Origin of the sequence: Anaerotruncus massiliensis (ex Togo et al. 2026), from assembly GCF_030825285.1 — a bacterium.
Classification (GTDB): domain Bacteria; phylum Bacillota; class Clostridia; order Oscillospirales; family Ruminococcaceae; genus Anaerotruncus; species Anaerotruncus massiliensis.
This window is the reverse complement of sequence record NZ_JAPJQF010000003.1, coordinates 21,071-38,345: the sequence shown is the minus strand read 5'-3', so window position 1 is coordinate 38,345 and position 17,275 is coordinate 21,071. Positions and strand designations below refer to the sequence as shown.

The 17,275-nt window shown below is 64.4% G+C and carries 19 protein-coding genes; all 19 read right to left on the bottom strand.

The window, feature by feature from the left end:
- Nucleotides 1-137 precede the first annotated feature (137 nt).
- The gene (locus tag RCI06_RS02070) at nucleotides 138-575 is read right to left on the bottom strand and encodes a CD1247 N-terminal domain-containing protein (RefSeq protein WP_101550872.1); all 438 of its coding nucleotides are present in this window, start codon (nucleotides 573-575) and stop codon (nucleotides 138-140) included.
- 44 nt (nucleotides 576-619) lie between these two features.
- A complete protein-coding gene (efp, locus tag RCI06_RS02065; RefSeq protein WP_121585699.1) occupies nucleotides 620-1,177 on the bottom strand; it encodes an elongation factor P in 558 nt (185 codons plus the stop codon).
- 131 nt (nucleotides 1,178-1,308) lie between these two features.
- Complete coding sequence (locus RCI06_RS02060; protein WP_121585701.1) at nucleotides 1,309-2,382, bottom strand: Xaa-Pro peptidase family protein; 1,074 nt, start codon at nucleotides 2,380-2,382, stop codon at nucleotides 1,309-1,311.
- A 12-nt stretch (nucleotides 2,383-2,394) separates the two neighbouring features.
- Nucleotides 2,395-2,826 carry a type II 3-dehydroquinate dehydratase gene (gene aroQ / locus RCI06_RS02055; protein WP_370867112.1) on the bottom strand — a complete coding sequence of 144 codons (432 nt, stop codon included), beginning with the start codon at nucleotides 2,824-2,826 and terminating at the stop codon, nucleotides 2,395-2,397.
- Complete coding sequence (aroQ, locus tag RCI06_RS02050) at nucleotides 2,823-3,254, bottom strand: type II 3-dehydroquinate dehydratase (protein ID WP_276871441.1); 432 nt, start codon at nucleotides 3,252-3,254, stop codon at nucleotides 2,823-2,825. The genes aroQ (RCI06_RS02055) and aroQ (RCI06_RS02050) overlap by 4 nt, the downstream gene beginning before the upstream one ends.
- The gene (locus RCI06_RS02045; RefSeq protein WP_101550880.1) at nucleotides 3,251-4,120 is read right to left on the bottom strand and encodes a TIM barrel protein; all 870 of its coding nucleotides are present in this window, start codon (nucleotides 4,118-4,120) and stop codon (nucleotides 3,251-3,253) included. The genes aroQ (RCI06_RS02050) and RCI06_RS02045 overlap by 4 nt, the downstream gene beginning before the upstream one ends.
- Nucleotides 4,120-4,617 (bottom strand): YqeG family HAD IIIA-type phosphatase, encoded by a 498-nt coding sequence (locus RCI06_RS02040; RefSeq protein WP_256151406.1) that lies wholly within the window; start codon nucleotides 4,615-4,617, stop codon nucleotides 4,120-4,122. Before RCI06_RS02040 ends, RCI06_RS02045 begins: the two co-directional genes overlap by 1 nt.
- 176 nt (nucleotides 4,618-4,793) lie before the next feature.
- Entirely contained in the window at nucleotides 4,794-4,970 is a 177-nt protein-coding gene (rpsU, locus tag RCI06_RS02035) for a 30S ribosomal protein S21 (protein ID WP_101550884.1), read from the bottom strand.
- A 151-nt stretch (nucleotides 4,971-5,121) separates the two neighbouring features.
- Entirely contained in the window at nucleotides 5,122-7,527 is a 2,406-nt protein-coding gene (gene leuS / locus RCI06_RS02030) for a leucine--tRNA ligase (protein WP_306573892.1), read from the bottom strand.
- A 59-nt stretch (nucleotides 7,528-7,586) separates the two neighbouring features.
- Entirely contained in the window at nucleotides 7,587-7,937 is a 351-nt protein-coding gene (rsfS, locus tag RCI06_RS02025) for a ribosome silencing factor (RefSeq protein ID WP_101550888.1), read from the bottom strand.
- 21 nt (nucleotides 7,938-7,958) lie between these two features.
- Nucleotides 7,959-8,525: a bis(5'-nucleosyl)-tetraphosphatase (symmetrical) YqeK gene (gene yqeK / locus RCI06_RS02020; protein ID WP_101550890.1), complete on the bottom strand. Its 567-nt coding sequence runs from the start codon at nucleotides 8,523-8,525 to the stop codon at nucleotides 7,959-7,961.
- 18 nt (nucleotides 8,526-8,543) lie between these two features.
- Nucleotides 8,544-9,146: a nicotinate (nicotinamide) nucleotide adenylyltransferase gene (nadD, locus tag RCI06_RS02015; RefSeq protein WP_306573889.1), complete on the bottom strand. Its 603-nt coding sequence runs from the start codon at nucleotides 9,144-9,146 to the stop codon at nucleotides 8,544-8,546.
- Nucleotides 9,146-9,436: a YhbY family RNA-binding protein gene (locus RCI06_RS02010; RefSeq protein WP_101550893.1), complete on the bottom strand. Its 291-nt coding sequence runs from the start codon at nucleotides 9,434-9,436 to the stop codon at nucleotides 9,146-9,148. The genes nadD and RCI06_RS02010 overlap by 1 nt, the downstream gene beginning before the upstream one ends.
- Nucleotides 9,437-9,454: 18 nt before the next feature.
- A complete protein-coding gene (rdgB, locus tag RCI06_RS02005) occupies nucleotides 9,455-10,045 on the bottom strand; it encodes an RdgB/HAM1 family non-canonical purine NTP pyrophosphatase (RefSeq protein ID WP_101550895.1) in 591 nt (196 codons plus the stop codon).
- Nucleotides 10,045-10,977, bottom strand: coding sequence for a signal recognition particle-docking protein FtsY (gene ftsY, locus RCI06_RS02000; protein WP_101550897.1), 933 nt, complete (start codon nucleotides 10,975-10,977; stop codon nucleotides 10,045-10,047). Before ftsY ends, rdgB begins: the two co-directional genes overlap by 1 nt.
- 11 nt (nucleotides 10,978-10,988) lie before the next feature.
- Nucleotides 10,989-14,558 (bottom strand): chromosome segregation protein SMC, encoded by a 3,570-nt coding sequence (smc, locus tag RCI06_RS01995; RefSeq protein ID WP_306573886.1) that lies wholly within the window; start codon nucleotides 14,556-14,558, stop codon nucleotides 10,989-10,991.
- A 2-nt stretch (nucleotides 14,559-14,560) separates the two neighbouring features.
- Entirely contained in the window at nucleotides 14,561-15,556 is a 996-nt protein-coding gene (locus tag RCI06_RS01990; RefSeq protein ID WP_306573884.1) for a radical SAM protein, read from the bottom strand.
- Complete coding sequence (rnc, locus tag RCI06_RS01985) at nucleotides 15,553-16,251, bottom strand: ribonuclease III (protein ID WP_101550901.1); 699 nt, start codon at nucleotides 16,249-16,251, stop codon at nucleotides 15,553-15,555. Before rnc ends, RCI06_RS01990 begins: the two co-directional genes overlap by 4 nt.
- Before the next feature lies 1 nt (nucleotide 16,252).
- Complete coding sequence (gene plsX, locus RCI06_RS01980; protein ID WP_121585717.1) at nucleotides 16,253-17,275, bottom strand: phosphate acyltransferase PlsX; 1,023 nt, start codon at nucleotides 17,273-17,275, stop codon at nucleotides 16,253-16,255.

Below are 17,275 nucleotides of genomic sequence, written 5' to 3'. Positions count from 1 at the left end.
CTCGACAATGGCATAAATCCTTTCGGCTGGTATCTTTTCGGTCGAAAATCCTGCACAGATTGACAAAAAATCGTCAACAGTGAAAACACCCCGCGGGAGGCGGGGTGTCTTCCGACGGAATCCGTTCGGGAAATCCTTTATTTGTCTTCGTTGTCGGAGTCTTCGGTCTCTTCCCCGTCGTCCTCAAGGTCGAACTCCAGCAGCTCGCCGCAGTTCGGGCAGGTGGTCTGTCCCTCTTCCAGCATGTCGGAATCGATGCAGACGATGTCGCCGCAGGTCGGGCAGCAGACCTCATAGATGTCGCCGTCCTCAAAGTCCTCCGCGCCGCACTCGTCGCAGTCGCACTCGTCGTCGAGGTCGTAGTAGTCCTCTTCGAGAGAACCGAGGTCCTCGTCGATCGTCTCGACCTGCTCGGTGAGCTCGTCGAGCTCCGCCTCGAGGTCGGACACGGTGAGCGCCATATCGTCAAACGCGTCGATCAGGGCCTTGATGACCTTGCCCTCCTTGGTGCTCTCGTCGATGCCGAGGCCCTCGGCCAGGCCTTTGATATAAGCGGCCCGTTCAGTAATCGTCATGGTAACGCCTCCTTAAAAATCATAGAATCATGTGGATCAGCAGGTTACGCGCGCTCCATATACTCCCCGGTGCGGGTGTCGACCTTGATGTGGTCGCCCTCGTTGATGAAGAGCGGGACGCGGATCTCGGCGCCCGTCTCGAGCACCGCGGGCTTGGTCGCGTTGGTGGCGGTGTCGCCCTTGAAGCCCGGATCGGTCTGGGTGACTTCGAGCTCGATGAAGAAGGGCGGCTCGACGCCGAAGACCTTGCCCTTGTAGGAGAGCACCTTGCAGTCCATGTTCTCCTTGACGAACTTGAAGTTGTCGCTCAGCACGTCCTTGGAGATCGGGATGTTCTCGTAGGTCTCGTTGTCCATGAAATAGTAAAGGTCGCCGTCGCTGTAGAGGTACTGCATGTCCTTCCTCTCCACATAGGCGGTCGGGAACTTATCGGTCGGGTTGAAGGTCTTCTCAGTGACCGATCCGGAAATCACGTTCCTGATCTTGGTGCGGACGAACGCCGCGCCCTTTCCGGGCTTGACGTGCTGGAACTCGATGATCTGGACCACGTTGCCGTCCATCTCAAAGGTCACGCCATTTCTAAAATCGCCGGCAGAAATCATATGTTACCCTCCAAATATTCTGATACGTCTGTCTCTTTCCCGTCCTAAGCACGGTCAGATCGGTACCATCCAGATTAACACTCTAATTCTATATTATAATCACTCATTTTGCAAGCCCTATTCGCAGAGAATTATAGGATGATCAGCGACTTGTCGGAATGTGTGAGGTCCTCGCAGCCGTCCTTTGTGACAAGCACCATATCTTCGATGCGCACGCCGAACCGTCCCTCGAGGTAGATGCCCGGCTCCGCCGTCATGACCATGCCCGGCTCGCACACCGTCTCGTCCCCCTTGCCGAAGCGCGGGTTCTCATGGATTTCCAGCCCGAGCGAGTGGCCGGTCGTATGGCCGAAGCAGGCGCCGTAGCCCGCGTCCGTGATGATGTCCCGCGCGGCGGCATCCACCACATGGCAGATTTCCCCCGGCTTGACGGCCGCGATCGCGGCGAGCTGGGCGCGCAGCACCGTGTCGTAGATCATCCGCTGCTCGTCGGTGACCTCCCCCACCGCAACGGTGCGGGTCATGTCGGAGCAGTAGCCGTCCACGAGGCAGCCGAAGTCCATCGTGATAAAGTCGCCGCGCGCGACCACCTTGTCGGTCGGCACGCCGTGCGGCATCGAGGAGTTCCTGCCCGACACGACGATATAGTCGAAGGAGGGGCCCTCCGAGCCGTGGCGGAAGGCGTAGTCGAGCAGCTCGCCCGCGATCTCCCGGTCGGTGAGGCCCGGCCTGATGTAGCCGCAGATGTGGGAAAACGCCTCGTCGGTCACCTTCTGGGCAGCGCGGATCGCGTCGAGCTCGTCGGGCGATTTGATCATCCGCATGCGGCGGATGACGTCGTTCACCTTCCCGTTCATCACGAATTCCACGCCCGGGACCTTTTCCTTCCAGGCGGTGAACTCCGACAGGGTCATGTATTCGCTCTCGACCGCGACGCGCCTGACGCCGTGGCGTTTGGCGAGCTCCCCGATCTGCTCATAGAGCTTATCCTGTAAAACCACCTCGGCGCCGCGCACGACCGCGCGCGCCTTTTCGATGTAGCGGAAGTCGATCACAAAGGTCGCGCCCGCGTTCTTCACCGCGAAGAGGGTGCCTGCGGTCGAGTGCATGCCGGTGAAGTACTGCCGCCCCACCTGCGAGGCGACCAGCACCGCGTCGATCCCGTCGGGAAGCAGCCCGAGCAGCCGTTCAATTCTGTTTTGCATGGATGTCTCCTCCTATTTCATTGCCGCCAGCGCGTCGAGCGCCAGCAGGTAGCTTTGCCTGCCAAACCCGTAAACGCCTCCCGCGCAGACGGGCGCGAGCACCGAATGGTGCCGAAACTCCTCGCGCGCGTAGACGTTGGAGAGGTGGACCTCCACCACCGGAATGCCGACCGCCGCGATCGCGTCCCGCAGGGCGATGCTCGTGAAGGTGTAGTCCCCCGCGTTGAACGCAACGCCGTCATAGGCTCCGCGCGCCGCGTGGAGCCTGTCGAGCAGCTCCCCCTCGTGGTTGGACTGGAAAAAGTCGCACGCGTACCCCCGCTTTTCGGCGTGGGCCGCGATCCGCCGGTTGATATCCTCCAGCGTCTCGGTTCCGTAAACGCCCGGCTCCCGCACCCCTGTGAGGTTGAGGTTGGGGCCGTGCATGACCAGCATCCGCTTCACTGCATCGCCTCCAGCGCGTCGACCGCCAGCAGGTAGCCCTGCTTGCCGAAGCCGAAGATCCCGCCCGCACAGACGGGCGCGATGACCGACTTGTGCCGGAACTCCTCGCGCGCGTGCACGTTGGAGAGGTGCACCTCCACCACCGGGATGCGGATCGCGGCGATCGCGTCCCGGATGGCGATGCTGTAGTGGGTGTAGGCGCCCGCGTTGAGCACCACGCCGTCGTATTCGGCGCGCGCCGCGTGGAGCCTGTCGATGATGGCGCCCTCGTGGTTGGACTGGAACACGTCGCACGCAAGGCCCTTCGCCTCGGCGTGCGCCACGATCTGCCGGTTGATGTCGTCGATCCCCTCGGTCCCGTAGACGCCCGGCTCCCGCACGCCCACCAGGTTGAGGTTCGGTCCGTGGATGACCAGAATCTTTTTCATGACTGTCCGCCTTTCGCTGTCAGATACATCCGTTTCATCGTCCCCGCGTCCTCCGCCTGCGTGCCCGCGGACTCGCAGATGAAGGTGGGGGTGCCGTTTTTCTTTGCGACCAGTTCGGCCAGCGGCTCAAAATCCGGGCCGAACTCGGTATCCTCAAAGGTCAGATGGACCTTCTCCCCGCCGGGAACGGTGTAGGCGATCTTGCTGAAGTGGGAGTGGAAAAGCCGCGCCCGGTCGATACCGATCGCGTTTTCCATCTCGTCGAAGATCTTCGCGTAGGCTTCGGGGCCGTCGACGCCGCCGTAGGTGCGCGCGTTGAGGTGCCCGAAGTCGATGCAGGGAAGGATGCGGTCGTCGAGCTTACAGAGCGCGAGCACCTCCGTAAGGGTGCCGAGCTGGTTGAGCTTCCCCATCGTCTCGGGGCACATGCGGATGTGGGAAAGCCCCTCCGCGTCGAGCGCCGCGATGCACTTTTTCATCGTGTCGCACGCGAGCTCGAGCGCCGTCTCCCGGCTGATCTTGCCGCAGGAGCCGGTGTGGATCACGATGCGGTCCCCGCCCATCGCGCCGACCGCGCGGGCCGACTGGAGGACGTAGTCGACGCTCTTAAGGCGTTTTTCCTCCTCCACGCTCGACATCGAGATGTAATAGGGCGCGTGCAGGCTCAGCTGGATGTCCTTCGCCGCGCACAGCTCCCCAAGCTGGCGGCAGTTCGCCTCGGAAATCTTGACCCCCCGCCCGCACTGGTACTCGAACGCGTCGAGCCCCATCTTTTCGAGGTATTCGGGCAGGTCGGTATTCTTTTTATAGCCCATCTCGGTGAAACTCCGCGAGTTCCCCGCCGGGCCGAACCGGATCTTTGCCATCAGTGCGTTCCCTTCCGCCCGCCGCGCAGGACGAGCTTTTCCAATCTGCGCTTCAGCTTAAAAAACGGGAAAGGCTCCAGCTCGATCGGCTCCACCAGGATCGACACCGCCCCCGCGAGGTTGGCGCAGAGCACGTCGGTAAAGACCTGGTCGCCGACGATCGCGATCTCCCGCGCGTCCGCCCCGAGCCGTTCCCGCGCGCGGCGCACGCCGCCCCCGAGGGGCTTCGCCGCGTCCGCGATACAGCCCACGCCGAGCTTTTCGGCGAACGGCTCCACCCGGGCCGGGTGGTTGTTGGAGAGGATGAAGAGGCGGACGCCCGCCGCCCGCATCCGCGCGAGCCAGCCATGCACGCCGTCCGCCACGTCGGGGTTGTCGTGGGTGGTCAGGGTGTTGTCCACGTCGAGCAGCAGCACCGTGATCCCCTTGTCCCGCAGCCACTCCGGCGGGATGTCCCACGCGCGCCGGAACCGGTAGTCGGGCTGAAAGACCGCCATATCCGGTCCCTCCGTTTCCTGAAGAATCCCCGCCGCGGGGGCGGGGCGCGGACGCAAACGCCGCCCGTACCCGGATATTGTACCGCAAAGCGCCCCGATTTACAACCTCGGTGCCCGCCGGACGGCAAAAAAATGTGCAAAACGGGCGGGGATATTCCCCGCCCGTTTATGGATGATTATTTGAATTTACGCTTACGAGCCGCCTCAGATTTCTTCTTGCGCTTGACAGAAGGCTTTTCGTAGTGCTCTCTCTTGCGGACCTCGGCGAGAACGCCGGAGCGGGCGCAAGAACGTTTGAAGCGCCGCAGCGCGCTGTCCAAAGACTCATTGTCCTTGACTCTGATTTCTGACATTTACCTATTCCCTCCCCACGCCGTCCGGCAGGAGTTGATACCCGCAAAGATGTGGATAACAAAATTTATTATACTATGGAAACGCCTGTTTTGTCAAGCAGTTTGCCCCGCCTTTCGGCGCAAAGCCGCCGGACCGCATGAATACGGGCTTTTACCGGGCGACGATGTTGACGAGCTTGCCCTTGACGACGATCTCCTTGACGATCGTCTTGCCCTCCAGCGCCGCCTGGACCTCGGGGCGGGCCTTGACGGCGGCGAGCAGCTCGGCGTCCGGGGCGTCCGCGTCCACCATGACGCGCGCCTTGATCTTGCCGCACACCTGCGCGGCGATCTCGACCTGCGCGTCCCTGCATTTTTCGGGATCAAAGACGGGCCACTTCTGGTCGGTGACCGTCCCGCCGAACCCGGCGCGCTCCCACATCTCCTCGGTCATGTGCGGCGCGAAGGGGTTGAGCAGCAGGATGAAGGTCCGCAGCTCCGCGTGGTTGACGCTGCCCTTCGCGCAGATGTCGTTGAGGAGGCTCATCATCGCAGCGATGGCGGTGTTGTACTTCATCGCCTCGATGTCCTCGGACACCTTCCGGATCGTCTTGTGCAGGGCGCCTTCCAGCTCGGGGGTATACTCCCCGCCCGGCGCGAGGATGTCCAGCAGCCCGAACACCCGCTCCAGAAAGCGCTTGCAGCCCTTGATCGACGACTGGGACCAGGGCGCGCTCTTCTCGAAGTCGCCGATGAACATCTCATAGAGGCGCAGGGTGTCCGCGCCGTAGTCGCGAATGATGTCGTCGGGGTTGACGACGTTGCCGCGGGACTTGGACATCTTCTCGTTGTTTTCGCCAAGGATCATGCCGTGGCTGGTGCGCTTGGCGTACGGTTCGGGCGTGGGGACCACGCCGATGTCGTAGAGGAACTTGTGCCAGAAGCGGGAGTAGAGCAGGTGGAGCGTCGTGTGCTCCATGCCGCCGTTGTACCAGTCGACCGGCATCCAGTATTCGAGCGCCTCCCTGGAGGCGAGGGTCTTGTCGTTGTGCGGGTCGCAGTAGCGCAGAAAGTACCAGGACGAGCCCGCCCACTGGGGCATCGTGTCGGTCTCCCGCCTGGCGGGCGCGCCGCACTTGGGGCAGGGCACGTTCACCCAGTCGTCCATGGCCGCGAGCGGCGAATCGCCGTTTTCGGTCGGCTCGTAGCTGTCCACCTCGGGCAGGCGCAGCGGCAGCTCGCTCTCGTCGAGCGGGACATAGCCGCAGTGGTCGCAGTGGATGATCGGGATCGGCTCCCCCCAGTACCGCTGGCGGGAGAAGACCCAGTCGCGCAGCTTGAAGTTCACCTTCGGCTCGCCCTTTCCGTTTTCGGCGAGCCAGGCGGTGATCTTCTTCTTCGCCTCCTCGACCGAGAGGCCGTCGAGCATGCCGGAGTTGACCATCACGCCCGTCTCACAGTCTGTAAAGGCTTCTTCATTTACATTCCCGCCCTTGACCACCTCGACGATGGGCAGGCCGAATTTCTTGGCGAATTCCCAGTCGCGCGTGTCGTGCGCCGGGACGGCCATGATCGCGCCGGTGCCGTAGGACATGAGGACGTAGTCGGAGATGAAGATGGGGATCTCGGCGTTGTTGACCGGGTTGATCCCCCGGACCCCCTCGAGCATGACGCCCGTCTTGTCCTTGACCAGCTCGGTGCGCTCGAAGTCGGACTTCTTCGCCGACTCCTCCTGGTAGGCGCGCACCGCGTCCATGTTGGAGATCTTGTCCGCCCACCGGTCGACGTAGGGGTGCTCGGGCGAAATGACCATGTAGGTCGCGCCGAACAGGGTGTCGGGGCGGGTGGTAAAGACGGTCAGCTTGTCCCCCGCGGTGGTGTCGAAATCCACCTGCGCGCCGGTCGAGCGGCCGATCCAATTGCGCTGGGAGACCTTGACGCGGTCGATGTAATCGACCGTGTCGAGGTCGTCGAGCAGCCGCTGGGCGTACTGGGTGATGCCGAGCATCCACTGGCTCTTGACCTTGTGGACCACCTCGCTCCCGCAGCGCTCGCAGACGCCGCCCACGACCTCTTCGTTCGCCAGTACGACCTTGCAGCCGGTGCACCAGTTGACCGACATCTCCTTCTTATAGGCGAGCCCCTTCTTGAAGAGCTGGAGGAAGATCCACTGGGTCCACCGGTAGTAATCGGGATCGGTGGTGTTGATCTCCCGGTTCCAGTCGAAGCTGAGCCCCAGGCTCTTGAGCTGGGACTTGAACCGCTGAACGTTGTCGTGGGTCACCTTTTCGGGGTGGATGTGGTTCTTGATGGCGTAGTTTTCGGTCGGCAGGCCGAAGGCGTCCCAGCCCATCGGGTAGAGAACGTTGTAGCCCTCCAGGCGGCGCTTGCGCGCGACGATGTCCAGCGCGGTGTAGGAGCGCGGATGGCCGACGTGCAGTCCCTGCCCCGACGGGTAGGGGAACTCGACCAGCGCGTAATACTTCGGCTTGGAGTAGTCGTCGGTCGCCGCGAAGACGTTGCGCGCCTCCCAGCTCTTCTGCCATTTTTTCTCAATTGCTGCAAAATCGTACTTCAATGCTGTACACTCCCTGTTTGCCGTGTCCCGCGCGGCAAATGATGTTGGCTTCCTTTATTTTATTCCGCAAGCCCCAGGTCGACGCGCGGGGCGTCCGCCCACAGCCGCTCGAGCGAATAGAACTCGCGGGTTTTGTCATAGAAGATATGGACGATCACGTCGTAGTAATCGAGCACGACCCACATGGCCGACTGGTAGCCCTCGATGCGGCGCGGCTCGAAGCCCTGCTTGGAGAGCCCCTCCTCGACCGCGTCCGAAAGCGCCTTGACCTGCGCGTTGGACCCGCCAGACGCGATGACAAAATAATCCCCGATCGTGGTCAGATCCCGGATCTCGATCGCGGTGATGTCCGTGCCCTTTTTTTCCGACAGGAGCCTCGCGGCCTCCTTTGCCATTTCAATCGATGTCATTGCTTCACCTCCGGTAAAAAATCAGTACGCCATATAGACATTATATGCCTGGAACGTATCAAAGCTGATTCCGAGCGACCGCTCCACGAGGTCGTTGACCGCGTAGCGCATCGCTTCCTTCATCGCGGGCTTGAGGGCGGTTTCCGCGAGTTTCCGCATCGGCAGGATGTCGGGATAGACGCGGTCGACACTCGTCAAATCCGCCAGATAGACCACCTCGTCCAGCTCGGTCATATGCCCGCACGCCGTCGTGTGAAAACGGATGGCGTGCAGGATCCCGGGGTCGGTGATGCCGAGCTTCTCCGAAATGAAGCCGCACGCCGCCATGCCGTGCCACGTCTTGGGCTGGCTCTCCTGCACGCTGTCAAGAATGATACCACACTTTGTGAGCCATTGCAACTGCTCCTCCCTGGGCATCTCCTTGCAGATATCGTGCATCCAGCCGGCCACCATCGCCTTCTGCTCGTCGCAGCCGTAGAGCCGCGCGAGCTTCTGCGCCTGCTGCACCACGCACTGGGTGTGGTAGTACCGCTTGGCCGAGAGGGTCTTTTTCGCAAGTTTGTCCAGCTTCTTCAGATCATATTCCATCAGGAACGCCCCGCTTTCCTATAATGTCTGATAGAGCCCATGGCTGTCGATGTATGCGGCGACCTCTGGCGGGACCAGCCCGCCGAGCGGTTTTTTCTCCCGCGCGCGCGCGCGCACGAGCGTCGAGGAGATCGGAAGGGGGTTAAGCTCGACCAGCTCGCAGCGCGCCCCCTGCGCCTCGAGCGAGCGTTTGCAGTCGGCGAGCCGGCCGCGCAGCGCGGTGTCCCGCGCCCCGGCGCAGATAACCGCCAGCTCGCAGATGCGCCTCCACTCCCGCCACCCGGTCAGCGTCAGGAACATGTCGCTGCCCATGATGAGGTAGAAGCCGTCGTCCGGGTATTCCTTTGCAAGCTGCTCGAGGGTGTCCACCGTGTAGCTTTTCTGCCCGCGCCGCAGCTCGATGTCGCTCGCCTCGAAGCCGGGCAGGCCGTCGAAGGCGAGGCGGCACATCGCGAGCCGGTCCGCCCCGTCCGCGAGCTGCTCCCCCGGCTTGTGGGGAGGCAGGCAGGTGGGGATGACCAGCATCCGGTCGAGCCGGAGCGCGTCAAAATAGGTGCGCGCCAGGTGGATGTGGCCGTTGTGGACGGGATTGAAGGTCCCGCCGAAGACCCCCGTGCGCATCAGCCGAGGTCGATGACCGGCTTTTCAGGGTTGCGGCGGTAGAGCACCAGCTTCATGCCGATGACCTGCACCACCTCGGAGCCGGTCGCCTCGGCGAGTTGCTGCGCGACCTCGCGCACCGGCGCGGGGCTCGTCTCGAGCACCCGCAGCTTGATGAGCTCGCGCGCCGTCAGCGCGTCGTCCACCTGTTTGACGAGCGCTTCCGCCACGCCGCCCTTGCCCACCTGGAGGATGGTCTCCCCGGTGCTCGCGATGCCGCGGAGCTTCGCCCGCTGTTTGCTTGTCAGCATATCCTTTTCTCCTCTATCTCATCCGTTTTGATGTTCGTTCAGCTTGCGCGCCAATTCCCGCAGCGCCTTGCCGCGGTGGGATACCGCGTCCTTCTCCTCTGCGGAGAGCTCCGCGAAGCTGCGGTCCCCCACGTAGAAGATGGGGTCGTACCCGAAGCCGCCGTCTCCGCGCGGCTCCCAGCCGATCTTCCCTTCGCAGGTCCCCTCCGCGTCGATGCGGGCGCCGTCCGCGCCGATGTAGCAGATGTGCGCCACGAAACGCGCCGTGCGGCGCTCCTCCGGCACCCCCTCCAGCTCTCCGAGCAGGCGGGAAATCTTTTCGGGATAGGGGGTCTCCTCCCCCGCGTACCGCGCCGAGTAGACTCCCGGCGCGCCGTCCAGCGCGTCGACGCAGAGCCCCGAGTCGTCCGCGACGGCGGCCAGCCCGGTGCGCTCATGGACCGCGTCCGCCTTGAGGAAGGCGTTTTCCGCGAAGGTCGTCCCCGTCTCCTCGACCGAGAGGCCGGGGCAGACCTCCGACTGCGCGGCGGGCTCGATGCCCAGCGGTGCGAAGATGCGGGCAAATTCCCGGAGCTTGCCCATGTTCCCCGTCGCGGCGATCACCTTCATCACGCGTCCTCCTCCGTTTCCTCCCGCCCGCCGAAGAGGGCGTCGACAAAGTCCTGCGCGTTAAAGGGCCGCAGATCGTCGATCTGCTCGCCCACGCCGATATATTTGATCGGGACCTGTAATTCCTGCTTGATGCCGATGACCACGCCGCCGCGCGCCGTGCCGTCGAGCTTGGTGAGGATGATGCCGGTGATGCCCGCGGCCTCCTTGAACTGGCGCGCCTGGTTGAGGGCGTTCTGCCCCGTCGTCGCGTCGAGCACGAGCAGCACCTCGGTGTCGCAGCCGGGAGCTTCCCGCTGGATGACGCGGGAGATTTTGCCCAGCTCGTCCATGAGGTTCTTCTTGTTGTGGAGGCGGCCCGCCGTGTCGCAGATGACCACGTCCACGCCGCGCGCCCTGCCCGCCGTGACCGCGTCGAAGACGACGGCCGCCGGGTCGGAGCCCTCCGACTGCCGGATCATGTCGACCCCCGAGCGTTCGGCCCACACGCCGAGCTGTTCGATCGCCGCCGCGCGGAAGGTGTCCGCCGCGCCGAGCAGCACCTTTTTGCCGTCCGCCTTGAGGTTGGCGGCGAGCTTGCCGATCGTGGTGGTCTTGCCCACCCCGTTCACGCCGATGACGAGGATGACCGACGGCCTGGTCGAGAGGTTCAGCTCCTCCCCGCCCGCAAGCATCCCCGCGATGATCTCCTTGAGCAGGCCCTTGACCTCCGACGCGTCGGTGACGCCCCGCCGTTTGACCTCCGCGCGCAGTTCATCGCAGATGGCCGCGGCGGTCACCGCGCCCACGTCGGACATGATGAGCGTCTCCTCGAGCTCCTCAAAGAGCTCCTCGTCGATCCTGGTGAAGGAATTGACCAGCTCGTCGACGGCGCGCGCCATCGACTCCCGCGTCTTTTTGAGCCCTTCCGCAAGTCTTCCGAAAAATCCCATTTGGTACCCCCCTACTTGATGCCCAGTTTGCTTTCGATCTCGCTGACGTGCAGCTCAAGCAGCTTGGACACGCCCTCCTCCTGCATCGTCACGCCGTAGAGCATGTCCGCTTCCTCCATCGTGCCGCGCCGGTGGGTGATCGTGATGAACTGGGTCCTGTCGCACATCGTGCGCAGATACTGCGCGTATTTGACGACGTTCACGTCGTCGAGCGCCGCCTCGATCTCGTCGAGCAGGCAGAAGGGCGACGGCCGCACCTTGAGAATCGCGAAATAGATGGCGATCGCCACAAACGCCTGCTCGCCGCCCGAGAGGGCCGCGAGGTTCTTGATGATCTTGCCGGGCGGCTGGACGTAGATTTCGATGCCCGATTCGAGCACGCTGCCCGGGTCGGTGAGGGTGAGCTCCGCCCGCCCGCCGTCGAAGAGCTCGGTGAAGATCCTGGAGAAATTTTCGGCGATCCTGCCGAAATTATCCGCGAAGATCGACTGCATGTCGCTCGTGAGCTGGGTGATCAGCTTCATGAGCTCGGCGCGGGACTTCTCCGCGTCGTCCGTCTGGGTCTTGAGGAAGCGGTACCGCTCCGACACCTCTTTGTATTCCTCGATCGCGCCGACGTTGACGTTGCCGAGCGCCCGGATCTTCCCCTTGAGCTCCCCGAGCCGCCGCTGCGCCTTCCCGGCGTCCTCCACCGGCCGCGCGATCTCGGAGGCCTGCGTACGGGTGATCTCATATTCGTCCCACAGCCGCGAGATGATGCCGTCGTACTCCGCCTGGAGCGACGCCTTCTTCTCCTCGAGCCGCGCAAGCTCCCGCCCGGCGGTCTCCCGCCGCGCCGTGATCTCCTTTTCGTCGGCGCGCAGGGCGGTGGTCTTCGCCTCGCAGGCGTTGCGCGCCTGCGTCTTCTGCTCGATCTCCGCGCCCAGCGCGGCGGCCTGCGCCGCGTAGTCCTCCCGCCTCTGCTCGGCCTGCGCGATCTTCTCCCGGATTTCCGCGTTCTCCCGCAGATAATCCGCCCGCTGCCGCTCGAGCCCGGCGACATGCTCCTTCTGGTGCAGCTTCTGGTCGCGCAGCTGGTCGGCCATCTGCCGCAGGCCGTCGATCTCCTTGGTGATCGAGATGATCTCCACGTCCTGCCGGGACAGGCGCGCGGACACCTCCGACGCCTGCGCCGCGCAGGTGTCCCGCTTGGAGGCGAGCACGCCGAGCTGCTGCGCCACCTCGTCAAGCTGGCGGTTCAAATCGTCGGTCAGCTCGGCGCTCGTGACGTTCTTTTCCTTCAGTTCCTCGAGCCGTTCGGCCAGCCGGCCGTATTCCTCCGCCGCCTGCTCGCGGGAACGGACCGCCTCGTCGCGGGCGGAAGCCAGCTGCTTCTGCTCGGCGGTATAGCGGATCTTATCCTCCTGCGCGGTGGCAAGCTCCCCATCGATCCCCGCGAGCGACGCCTGCACGGCCGTGATCTCCTCGCGCAGCGACTTGATCTGCCCGTCGAGCCCCGCCATCTCCTTTTCGCACGCCGCGGCCCTGCCCTTGAGCTCCTCGATCTCCTTCGAGCGGCTGAGGATGCCCGCGCTGCGCGCGGCCCAGCCGCCCGTCATCGAGCCGCCCGCGTTGACGACCTGCCCGTCGAGGGTGACGACGCGGAAGCGGTAGCCGCCCTTTTTCGCGACGGCGGCCGCACAGTCAAGGTCCCGAACGATCACGATGCGGCCCAAAAGCTGGTTGATCACGCCCCGGTAGCGCTCGTCGCACCGGACCAGGTCGGCGGCAACGCCGACAAAGCCGTCCGTTCCGGGCAGCCAGTTTTCGTTGAGCCGATTCCCCTTGACCGTGGAGACGGGCAGAAAGGTCGCCCGGCCCGACTTGCTCGATTTGAGCATGCCGATGGCGCGCTTGGCGACCGCCTCGTCCTTGACGACGATGTTCTGCATCGCCGCGCCGAGCGCGATCTCCACCGCGAGCGCGTAGTCGTCCTCCACCGAGATGAGCCGGGAGACGGGGCCGTAAACGTCCCCGATCGCGCCCCTGCGCGCCTGCTCCATGATGTATTTGACGCTCTGTGAAAAGCCCTCCAGGCTGTTCTCCATGTCGAAGAGCAGCTTGGCCCGCTGGGTGTGGGCGCGGGCCTTGTCCTCGAGGGCGCGCCGCTGCTCGAGCAGCGCGTCGAGCTTCTGCCGGCGGCCCTCCAGCTTCATCTGGCAGCCCCTGCGGGAATTTTGCAGCGAAAGCAGGTTCTCCTCGATCCCCTCGAGCAGCTCCCCGCAGTCGGAGAGCTCCCGCCGGATCTTCGCGATATTTTCGTCCTTGACGACCGCGCCCTCCTTGAGGGACTCGAGCCGCGCGATCGTCTCGTCGATCAGCGAGCTGCTCGACGCGGAGGAGAGCTTGACCTCGTTGATGCTCTGGGTCAGGCCGAAGCGGCGCTCCTTGAGCGCGTCGATCTTCCCGCGGCAGTCCTCCTGCACTTCTCCCAGCGTCGTCAGCTCCCGCTGAACCTCCTCATGCCTGCGGCGCAGGTCGTCAAGGCCCTGCCGGCGTTTTGCGATCTGCGCCTCAAAGGTATGTATCCTTTCGTCGAGATCGCTGTCCGACGCGTCCGACTGCTCGAGTTCCGCCCGGATGCGCTCGACCGACGCGTCGTTGTGCGCCATATCGTTGCGCAGGACGGCGATCTCCGCCCCGCTCTGCGCCGTGAGCTCCTCGATCTCCCGGACGCGCCCGCGCCGCGAGTCGATCTCGACCGCGAGCGCCTGCATCTGCGCGAAGAACGCGTTGATCTGCCCCTCGATGCCGTCGAGCTCCGCCTGGACGCCGTCGTGCTCGTCGCGGCAGAGCAGGATCTTGTCCTCCTGCTCCCGCAGCACCGCCCTGGATTTGTCGAGCGTCAGCACCCAGAGGGAGATTTCCAGCGTCTTCTTCTCCCCCGCGTATTCGAGGAACTGCGCCGCCTTTTCCGACTGCGCCCGCAGCGGTTCCACACGGCTTTCGAGCTCGTCGAGGATGTCCCGCAGGCGAAGGAGGTTTTCCTCCGCGGCCTCCAGGCGGCGCTGTGCCTCGAGCTTGCGGTAGCGGTACTTGGAGATCCCCGCCGCCTCCTCGAAGATTTCGCGGCGCTGGGTGCTCTTGGCGCTGACGATCTCGGCGATCTTGCCCTGCCCGATGATCGAGTAGCCGTCCCGCCCGAGCCCCGTGTCCATGAAGAGCTCGTAGACGTCCTTGAGGCGCACCGCCGCGCCGTTCAGCCGGTATTCGCTCTCCCCCGAACGGTAGAGCTTGCGCCCGACCGTGACCACGTCGCTGTCGCAGGCGAGCGCGCGGTCGGCGTTGTCGATCGTGAGCAGCACCTGCGCGTAGCCCTGCGGCTTGCGCGCCTGCGTGCCGCCGAAAATGACGTCCTCCATCTTGCCGCCGCGCAGCGTCTTCGTCGACTGCTCCCCCAGCACCCAGCGCACCGCGTCCGCGATGTTGCTCTTGCCCGAGCCGTTCGGCCCGACGACGGCCGTGATGCCGTCGTGGAAGCTGAGCTTTGTGCGGTCGGGGAAGGATTTGAACCCCTGTATCTCCAAGCTGCGAAGACGCAATGTCACACTTCCTTTATCTCGATCGCGAGGCCCGAGAGCCTCCCGTCCGGTTCTATCTTTACATGATACCCTAATTTCCCCAGTTTTTCAACGGCGCGCGCCCCGTGCCCCGTAATTTTTGAGAGGCTCCGGGGGCCGACCCGCAGGAGGTACTCCCCCTCCGGGCGTCCGGCGAGAAGCGCCTCGGCGCGCCGGCGCATCGCCTCCCCCTCGCAGAGCTCGCGGAACGCCGGGTGGTAGGGCCCGGCCAGCCGCTCCCGATCGAGGGAGTCCTGCGCGTGCAGGCCCATGCGGATGACGCGGACGCCCTTCCCCCCGAAAAATTCGAGCAGCCGCGCCCCGAGCGAGACGGCCTCCTCGAGCGTCTGGGGGCGGTAGGCCCCCGCGCGCCAGAGCGCCGCGAGCCCCGTCCCCTCCATCACGACCGTCGGATAGACCCGCACCGTGTCGGGAGCGCACGCGGCCAGGCGCTCCGCGGTCATGAAGTCGCGCGCCTCGTCCGAGCCGTAAAGCCCCGTCATCATCTGGAGCCCCAGCTCAAAGCCCGCCTCCCGCACGAGCCCTGCGGTGCGCTCCACGTCGGCGGCGGTGTGTCCGCGCAGGTTCTGATCGAGCACCCCGTCGTCCATACTCTGCGCGCCGAGCTCGACCGCGGTCACCCCATACCGCCGCAGCAGGCCGAGCGTTTCCCCGTCGACCGCGTCGGGCCGGGTGGAAATTCGGATGCCCCGGAACGCGCCGCCCACGAAGGGGGCGGCAGCCTCGAGCAGCTCGAGCATGTAGTCCCGGCCGATGGCGGTAAAGCTGCCGCCGAAAAAGGCGATCTCCGCGTCGGTGTCCGTGCCCGCGAGCGCGCGGGCCGATTCGGCGCAGAGCGCCGCGACCGATTTCCCCGTCGGGGCCTCCCGCGCGCCCGAGATGCTTTTCTGGTTGCAGAAGCTGCACTGCCTCGGGCAGCCGGCGTGGGGGACGAAGATCGCGAGGTTCGCGTGCCTCACGGGCACTCGCCCATCAGCCGCAGCGCCTCGCGGGCGGCCGCCTGCTCGGCGCTCTTCTTGCTGCCGCCGCGCCCGCTGCCGATCACGTTGCTGTTGAGGTGCACCTCGACCACAAAGGACTTGTTGTGGTCGGGGCCGGATTCCTCGACGAGCACGTAGGAAAGCCGCTCCTCGGGGTTCTTCTGGATGATCTCCTGGAGCATCGTCTTGTAGTCGGTGAAGGCGAACTCGTCCCGGTGTTCGAGCGTGTCCACGACGAATCCGAGTACGAATCTGCGCGCCGGTTCAATCCCCCCGTCAAGGTAGATCGCCGCGAGCAGCGCCTCAAACGCGTCGGCCAGAATCGATGGGCGGGTGCGCCCCCCCATCATCTCCTCGCCGCGTCCGAGTTTGAGGTAGTCCCCCAGCGAAAACTGCCGCGCGAACTCGCAGAGGGATTTTTCGCACACCATCGCCGCACGCAGCTTGGTGAGGTCCCCCTCCGCGAGGTGGAAGGTGTGGAAGAGATAGTCGGAAACGATGATCGAGAGCACCGCGTCCCCCAAAAACTCCTGCCGCTCGTTGCTCGAGAGGTTCTTCTTCATCTCGTTGGCGTAGGAGGAGTGGGTCAGCGCGATGTCGAGGTATTTACGGTTCTGGAAGGTGTAGCCGATCCGCTCCTCAAGCGGGGCCGTATCCTTTACATGTGCTTCCATCTCAGCCCTCCGTCCGGTTGTCCGCGGCGTTCGCCCGGAGCTGCGCGAGCGCGTCGCTGATCTCGCCGATCACGCCCCGCTCGGTGTACTCCTTCGCCTGCCGGATCGCGTTTTTGAACGCCTTTGCGTTCGAGCTGCCGTGCGCCTTGATGACCGGCTTGGAGATGCCCATCAGCGGCGCGCCGCCGTACTCGGTGTAGTCCATCTTCTTTTTGAAGGAGAGCACGCCCTTGCTCAGAAAGACCGCGCCGATCTTGGAGGCCGCGTTTTGGAAGAGGATGCCCTTGAGCTCCTTCGAAAACCAGGAGCCCAGCCCCTCGGTCAGCTTCAGCACGACGTTGCCGACGAACCCGTCCGCGACCGCCACGTCGCATTTGGTGAAGGGCAGGTCGCGCGGCTCGACGTTGCCGACAAAATTGACCGGCGCGTGCTGCATCATCCGGTAGGCGTCGATCTGTAACTCGAGGCCCTTATTCTCCTCCGTGCCGATGTTGATGATGCCGACGCGCGGGCGCTCGATCCCCAGGACATGCTCCATGTAGGCGCTGCCCATGATGCCGAACTGCACGAGCATCTCGGGGCGGCACTCGGCGTTCGCGCCCATATCGAGCAGCATGTAGCAGCCGTCCTGCGAGGGGATGACGGTTGCGAGCGCGGCGCGCTTGATCCCCTTGATCCGCTTGACAAAGAGGGACGCGCCCACGACGATCGCGCCCGTGCTGCCCGCCGAGACGAAGGCGTCCCCCTCGCCCGAGGCGAGCATCTTCATGCCGACCGCCATCGTGCAGTCGTCGTACGACTTGACCACCTCGGTCGGGTCGACCTCCACCGGGATGACCTTCTCCACGTCGGTGATCGAGATGCGGTCGAGCGGGATCCGGTTCTTTTGGCACACCTCGCGGATGGTTTTTTCGCTTCCGCAGGCGATGATGTCGACGCCGTACTCCTTCACGGCCATGGCGCAGCCCCTGAGGACCTCGAGCGGCGCGTTGTCTCCGCCGAAGGCATCCACGATGATTCTCAT

Bases quoted from the DNA above. Each gene is read 5' to 3' on its own strand.
- RCI06_RS02070 (WP_101550872.1), bottom strand. From the start codon at position 575: ATGACGATTACTGAACGGGCCGCTTATATCAAAGGCCTGGCCGAGGGC.
- efp (WP_121585699.1), bottom strand. From the start codon at position 1,177: ATGATTTCTGCCGGCGATTTTAGAAATGGCGTGACCTTTGAGATGGAC.
- RCI06_RS02060 (WP_121585701.1), bottom strand. From the start codon at position 2,382: ATGCAAAACAGAATTGAACGGCTGCTCGGGCTGCTTCCCGACGGGATC.
- aroQ (WP_276871441.1), bottom strand. From the start codon at position 3,254: ATGAAAAAGATTCTGGTCATCCACGGACCGAACCTCAACCTGGTGGGC.
- RCI06_RS02045 (WP_101550880.1), bottom strand. From the start codon at position 4,120: ATGGCAAAGATCCGGTTCGGCCCGGCGGGGAACTCGCGGAGTTTCACC.
- RCI06_RS02040 (WP_256151406.1), bottom strand. From the start codon at position 4,617: ATGGCGGTCTTTCAGCCCGACTACCGGTTCCGGCGCGCGTGGGACATC.
- rpsU (WP_101550884.1), bottom strand. From the start codon at position 4,970: ATGTCAGAAATCAGAGTCAAGGACAATGAGTCTTTGGACAGCGCGCTG.
- rsfS (WP_101550888.1), bottom strand. From the start codon at position 7,937: ATGACATCGATTGAAATGGCAAAGGAGGCCGCGAGGCTCCTGTCGGAA.
- yqeK (WP_101550890.1), bottom strand. From the start codon at position 8,525: ATGGAATATGATCTGAAGAAGCTGGACAAACTTGCGAAAAAGACCCTC.
- nadD (WP_306573889.1), bottom strand. From the start codon at position 9,146: ATGCGCACGGGGGTCTTCGGCGGGACCTTCAATCCCGTCCACAACGGC.
- RCI06_RS02010 (WP_101550893.1), bottom strand. From the start codon at position 9,436: ATGCTGACAAGCAAACAGCGGGCGAAGCTCCGCGGCATCGCGAGCACC.
- rdgB (WP_101550895.1), bottom strand. From the start codon at position 10,045: ATGAAGGTGATCGCCGCGACGGGGAACATGGGCAAGCTCCGGGAATTT.
- ftsY (WP_101550897.1), bottom strand. From the start codon at position 10,977: ATGGGATTTTTCGGAAGACTTGCGGAAGGGCTCAAAAAGACGCGGGAG.
- rnc (WP_101550901.1), bottom strand. From the start codon at position 16,251: ATGGAAGCACATGTAAAGGATACGGCCCCGCTTGAGGAGCGGATCGGC.
- plsX (WP_121585717.1), bottom strand. From the start codon at position 17,275: ATGAGAATCATCGTGGATGCCTTCGGCGGAGACAACGCGCCGCTCGAG.